6 protein-coding genes are annotated in these 6,063 nt (G+C 37.1%); all 6 read left to right on the top strand.

The window, feature by feature from the left end:
* Positions 1–405: 405 nt before the first annotated feature.
* The 6 genes from AC0UA9_RS14285 (at position 406) to AC0UA9_RS14260 (ending at position 5,994) form a co-directional block, all read left to right on the top strand.
* A complete protein-coding gene (locus tag AC0UA9_RS14285) occupies positions 406–1,125 on the top strand; it encodes an NYN domain-containing protein (RefSeq protein WP_475660905.1) in 720 nt (239 codons plus the stop codon).
* Positions 1,126–1,155: 30 nt separating this feature from the next.
* The gene (locus AC0UA9_RS14280) at positions 1,156–1,959 is read left to right on the top strand and encodes an NERD domain-containing protein (RefSeq protein WP_475660902.1); all 804 of its coding nucleotides are present in this window, start codon (positions 1,156–1,158) and stop codon (positions 1,957–1,959) included.
* A 272-nt stretch (positions 1,960–2,231) separates the two neighbouring features.
* Positions 2,232–2,552, top strand: a complete 321-nt coding sequence (locus AC0UA9_RS14275) for a DUF883 domain-containing protein (protein WP_475660900.1) — start codon at positions 2,232–2,234, stop codon at positions 2,550–2,552.
* Between the two features lie 10 nt (positions 2,553–2,562).
* The gene (locus tag AC0UA9_RS14270; protein WP_475660897.1) at positions 2,563–3,015 is read left to right on the top strand and encodes a hypothetical protein; all 453 of its coding nucleotides are present in this window, start codon (positions 2,563–2,565) and stop codon (positions 3,013–3,015) included.
* Between the two features lie 9 nt (positions 3,016–3,024).
* Positions 3,025–3,264 (top strand): hypothetical protein, encoded by a 240-nt coding sequence (locus AC0UA9_RS14265; protein ID WP_475660895.1) that lies wholly within the window; start codon positions 3,025–3,027, stop codon positions 3,262–3,264.
* 363 nt (positions 3,265–3,627) lie between these two features.
* On the top strand, positions 3,628–5,994 hold the full coding sequence (locus tag AC0UA9_RS14260) for a sensor domain-containing diguanylate cyclase (RefSeq protein ID WP_475660893.1): 2,367 nt from the start codon (positions 3,628–3,630) through the stop codon (positions 5,992–5,994).
* Positions 5,995–6,063 lie beyond the last annotated feature (69 nt).

The raw sequence follows: 6,063 nt of genomic DNA, 5'->3' as shown, positions 1-6,063 counted from the left end.
AGAGTATAGGGTTTGTAGCGTTATTCCTTCGAGTAGAGTTCAAATCTCTATCTCACCGCCACATATAAAGGGAGCGGCTAATCATTTTTGTGCCTATTCACATAACCCTAGCCATACCAGATAGGTAGGTCGGACTTCAGTCCGACAAGAAGGAATAAGATTTTCTAACATAGCACCTTATTTACACTGAAAAATGTAACCGACACTTTTCACTTTAAATTTAGTCTATGTGTAAAAAAAATGCCAAATAAAATTAAAGTTTCTACAGCTTCTTCACATTACAATAAATACAACTTTAATAAACTGTGTCTTATATAGTGCTTGGGCTAAACTAATGAAATAGATTTAAATTGTATGAAAACGTGGCATAAATAAACTACATAAAACTTGGAAAGGAAGCAAATTTTGAAAGAAAAAGAAAAAATCGCCTTATTTATTGATGCCGATAATGCGCCTGCTGCAAAGATTGATGTGATTTTGTCTGAGCTTGCTCGGTATGGTGTTGTTAATATTCGTAAAGCCTATGGTAACTGGAAAAGTCCCTGTATTAAACCTTGGGAAGACTTACTTCATGAATACGCTATTCAGCCTATTCAACAATTTGATTTAACCAAAGGTAAAAATGCTACTGACATCGCGCTTGTTATTGACGCTATGGATATTCTTTACACTAAAGATGTAGATTCAATTTGTCTCGTTTCCTCTGATTGCGACTTTACGCCACTTGTTACTCGCGCTTTAGCTGACGGTAAATTTGTTATTGGTTTTGGCGAAAGAAAAGCCCCAAGTGCTTTTGTTAATAGCTGTTCTAAGTTTTTGTTTTTGGATGACATTAAATCCGATACTGAGGAAAAATCGAAAGGAGTAAGGAAGCCCAGTATTAAAAGTGATACAAAGTTGATGAATATGCTACGCCAAGCGGTAGAAGCATCTGAAGAAGATGATGGTTGGGCGCAACTAGGGCCAATTGGTAAACACATATCAAATCACGCCTCCTTTGATCAACGTAATTATGGTTTTAAAAAGCTAAGTGATTTGTTCGCAGCAATTGATTTATTTGAAATGAAACGTACACATGGCTCTGCAACATGGGTTAGAGACGTTCGTAAGCATAAAAGTTGTTAATGAAATAGTCAGCCGTTAAAGGACTTGTAAATGGATTTATCAATTTACCTCAACATGATGATTAGTGCCGCTTGGTATTTAATACCGATATTCCTATTTGCTGTCATCATAAAATCAGCATGGTTCAAAGGCGTTTTGGGTGAGTGGCAAGTTAACTTGCTCTTTAAGTTTTTCTTAGACAAAAATGAATATCACCTAATTAAAAACGTAACATTGCCTACCGTCAGTGATGATAAAGAGTATGGCACTACCCAGATTGACCATATCATCGTTTCAAAATATGGTATTTTTGTTGTTGAAACTAAGAATATGAAAGGATGGATCTTTGGTAGTGAAAACCAGCAGCAATGGACGCAACAAATTTTTAAGCATAAATCTACATTTCAAAACCCACTCCACCAAAACTATAAGCATGTCAAAACGTTAGAAAATATTCTATATGCAGAAAGTAACGCAAAGAACAATAGTATATTCTCAGTCATTATCTTTATTGGTGATAGCACCTTTAAAACGAAGATGCCAGAGAATGTGAGGTTTGCTCGCGGTGTTATTGATTATATTAAAAGTAAAACTGACACTATTCTCAATGAGCAGGAAGTAATCAATGTTATTGAGGAGATTGAAAGCGGACGATTAGCACGTAGCTTTAAAACAAACCGCCAGCACGTTAAGCATGTACGAAAAATAATAGAAGAAAAACCTGATATTAAGCCTTGTATAAAGTGTGGTGCTGAGATGGTATTGCGTAAAGCTATTAAAGGTAAAAATGCAGGTAATGAGTTTCTCGGCTGTAGTGCTTTCCCCAAATGTCGCAATGTAATTAGGACTCGATGAATAACTAAAGATATAAAATTGCATTGTATGATATGACACCATCTTTGAATCGTTTATAAAACCATGTAATTTTTTCAGGTAACTAAGTATTACTTACACAGTTTTGCCGTAATTTAGCATGCTAAATCCTTTGCTTTTTTTGATGTTGTTTTAAGTTGTTGATTTTAAAATTAAATTAAGATTGTTTTGGTTTGGAATAGAAGTTGCTCTCATTAGTATGGCTTATACGGAATAAACTGTATTTAATTTTTCAATTTACCTCGGAGGGGACCATGGCAACTTCAACTGCTACTACTAAAGCGAAAAATGTAAAACAAACAAACACGCGTTCAGCGAGCCCAATTGCCGATCATGTAACGGAAACACTTCATCATTCAGTTGACGCACTAGGCGGACACGCCGTTACAGCAGAAGAGAAAATACGTGCAACTGCGGCACATTCATCAGAAGCAATGGCGGATAAACAACAACAAGCGACGCAATACTGGAAGCAATCAGCTGTAGGTAAATATACAAAAGAAAACCCTGTTGCTACAGCAGGTATTGCTTTTGTTGCTGGTATGTTGTTAACCACTTTACTGAAAAGAAAATAATTCAGTAATAATGACAAGCTCAACGCAAGATAAAACCAATGAAGCGCGACCAACTGAGTCACCAGAGGACGTTGACCTTTCAACAGTACTATTGGCTTGGGATAAAGCACTTAAAGGCTTGATGGCCAAATTTGAAAGTTACTCAACGGTTGTCGCTTCAGATTTTCGTTTGTCAGTTAAGGCTATTGTGGTCGCTTTAATTAGCATGATGGCTTTAGTGTGTATTGCAGGTGTTATATGGGTAACGTTGTTAATAGGGATAACCTATGGTTTAACAACATTAGGGCTCAACTGGTTGTGGTGCCTGCTGATAATTATCGCCCTGAATGTTATAGCGCTAATGCTGGCTAAGCGAACTTTCATTTTAGCATTCAAATCAATAGATATGAAAACATCTGCCGAGCTCATTTTTAATGCTTCTAAACATACTTCCCAACATTATACTAACGACAGCAAGGTGTAAAATACTGTTATGTTTGATCCACTTAAAGAAGAAAAGTTGACGTTACAACACGCCTGTATCAATGCTCAATTGACAACTAAGTATACACAACGACAATTAGATAATGCCAAATTACAAACTAAGGCGTTTATGGCTTCACCTACAGGTATTGCCACCATGTTTTCTGTAGGCTCAATTAGTGCGGCACTACCGATCAAAGATAAGTCGTCAGTTTCAGCACTAACTTCCTTAGTTGCTAAGCTTTTATAACTGAGCGTCTGTAACAAACTTTAACGAGTTTAACCTAATATAGCTTGCAACTTAAGATAATATTAATGTAATGCCTTAACGCTTTCTCTGCTTGCGCTCGATCACTAGCCGCTCGACTTTCTCACTAAAACTGCCAGATATAGTATTTACTTAATGATTATTGATGTACTTCAAGTGCATTATTGTTGAATAGCATTCGTGAATTTGTTATACCTTAAGTGTACTTTCTTAAAAAAGTACTATTGTTCGCCTCATATTAACTTAAAGAAGCATCACTACATGTTATCTTAAGACACTATCACCGCATTCAGTTAGTAAACGCCACCCGTAGATTAAATTAGTTATTAGGTCATATAAAAAACGATGTATAGAGTAGAGTTGTTTTCTAACAGTAAAAGCCGTTTTGCGCTAACATCAATATTAAGCATTGTTGTATTTGTTGTTGGGATATTATTGACGATACTATGGTGTCAAAAAGTGGTGGAGAATGATATCGCTAAAGAGCAGCAGCGATTTAATCAAGAAGTTACTAAAGGTATTGCCAGAATAGAAAGGCAGATGGAAACCTACCAACAAGTGCTTAGGGGAGTAAAAGGGTTATTTGTTGCTTCAGAGCTGGTCAGTAGAACGGAATTTAAAAAGTACACTGAAGAATTGGCGCTAACACACTATTTTCCGGGCATTCTAGGCGTTGGTTTTGCGCAATACATTAAACCTGATGAGCGAGTAAACCATATTGCTAAGGTTAGGGCAGAGGGTTTTCCACACTATAATCTTTTACCAGAAGGTAGGAGAGAAGATTATAGTGCTATTGTATTTCTTGAGCCATTTAGTGGCAATAATGTTAAAGCTTTTGGCTATGACATGTATTCAGAAAGTGTTAGGCGTGAAGCCATGAATAAATCATTGCTAAATAATAAACTAGCTCTTTCAGGTAAAGTTAGTTTGCTTCAAGATGCTGAACGTGGCCCTATAGCCGGTGTGTTGTTATACCTGCCAGTTTATCATAATAATGAAAACAAGGATGGCGTTAACACTCCTAGCTTACACGGCTGGGTTTATGCCCCGTTTAGTATGGATATACTAATGGAGGGAATTCAACTTAATGACTTTACCATCGACTTAAGCATTTATGATGGTAAAACTGTAAATGAAGAGGCAAAACTCTATTCAACCAGCAATACTCTGCAGCTTGATAATGCTCAGCAAACAGACTTACGATCATTTTATCAGCAAGAACAAGTGAATATTGCGCAAAGAACATGGACGGTTGTGTTCTGGGCGAATAATCGTGTTAGCCACACGTATAATAATACACAAGCGATTGTTGTATTGTTGTTGGGCGGATCATTTTCACTGTTAATATCATTACTTGTTTGGTCTTTATCTACAGGCAAAAACCGGGCTGAGGCTAAAGCAGCACTTATCAATAAGGAGTTAATTGAAACAGAGTTTCGTTTTAAATCGGCATTATTAGGTGCAGGACATGGCGTTTGGGACTGGGATATTGTTAATGATAGTGTCACCTTTGATAGTAAATGGAAATCTATGCTTGGTTATGCCGATGATGAAATAAAAAATGAACCTTCACAATGGCAACGTTTAATACACCCACTTGACTATGAGCGCAGTCAAGCGGCCGTTGCTGACTTTATAACAGGTAAAAGTAAGGAATTTAGATTAGAGCATAGACTAAAAAGTCGTGATGGTCAGTGGATATGGATTGTTGCTAAAGGCGATGTTGTCAGTTGGACAGAAGATGGTCGAGTTGCTCGTACTATTGGTACTCATACGAATATTACCGCTCAGAAAAATTTAGAAATAGCGCTTACCGAAAGTGAGCAACGCTTTCGAGGCGCGTTTGAAACAGCTGCAATGGGTATTGCATTGGTTGGGCTTGACGGTAGGTGGATTCAAGTTAATCCATCGTTGCTTGCTATGCTGCAATATGATGAAAAAACACTTCTGAAGCTAACTTTTCAAGATATTACCCACCCAGAAGATCTTGATTTAGATCTGCAACATTTAAGGTCGCTGGTGGCTGGAGAAATAAATAGCTATCAAATGGAAAAGCGTTATTTTTGCAAAGATGGCTCAATTATTTGGGTATACCTCAGTGTTTCTATGGTAATAGACTCAAATGGAAAACCCGTGCATTTTGTTTCCCAAATTGAAAATATTACTGTACGCAAAAAACTTGAAAAGTTGGTCTTACATCAAGCGAGCCATGATGAGTTAACGGGATTACCCAACCGTCGACTCCTTAAAGATAGACTAGAGCAGACATTAGATTTAAGCCGTCGATATAAAAGACCCTTTGCAATTATGTATATTGATGTTGACCATTTTAAACTTGTTAATGACGAGCATGGACATGATGTAGGAGATGAGTTACTGATATGGCTAGCCAGTAAGTTAAGTTCTTGTCTGCGAACAACAGATACCTTGGCTCGTCAGGGAGGAGACGAGTTTGTGTTAATATTACCAGAAATAAAGGCACCTGAAGATGCAACCCAAGTTGCAAGTAAAATCTTTGATGCGATCAACGAAGTGTTTTTAGACGGTATTCTTCAACACCCCGTATCGCTTAGTCTTGGTATTGCTGTTTTTGACCCGCAGAGTGATGATTCAATTGAAGACTTATTAAGAAAGGCTGATGTGGCGCTTTACCAAGTAAAACGTGGAGGCCGTAATGGTTTTAAACTTTATAATGATGATGAAAGCTCTTAATTAGTAAGAATTATTATTTATTTTTGCATATAAAAAAGGGGCTAATATAGCCCCTTTTTATTGCCCAAA

The sequence above is a fragment of the Colwellia sp. F1 genome (assembly GCF_056238625.1).
The sequence above is the reverse complement of the archived record's forward strand: the minus strand, read 5'-3'. Positions and strand labels throughout refer to the sequence as shown.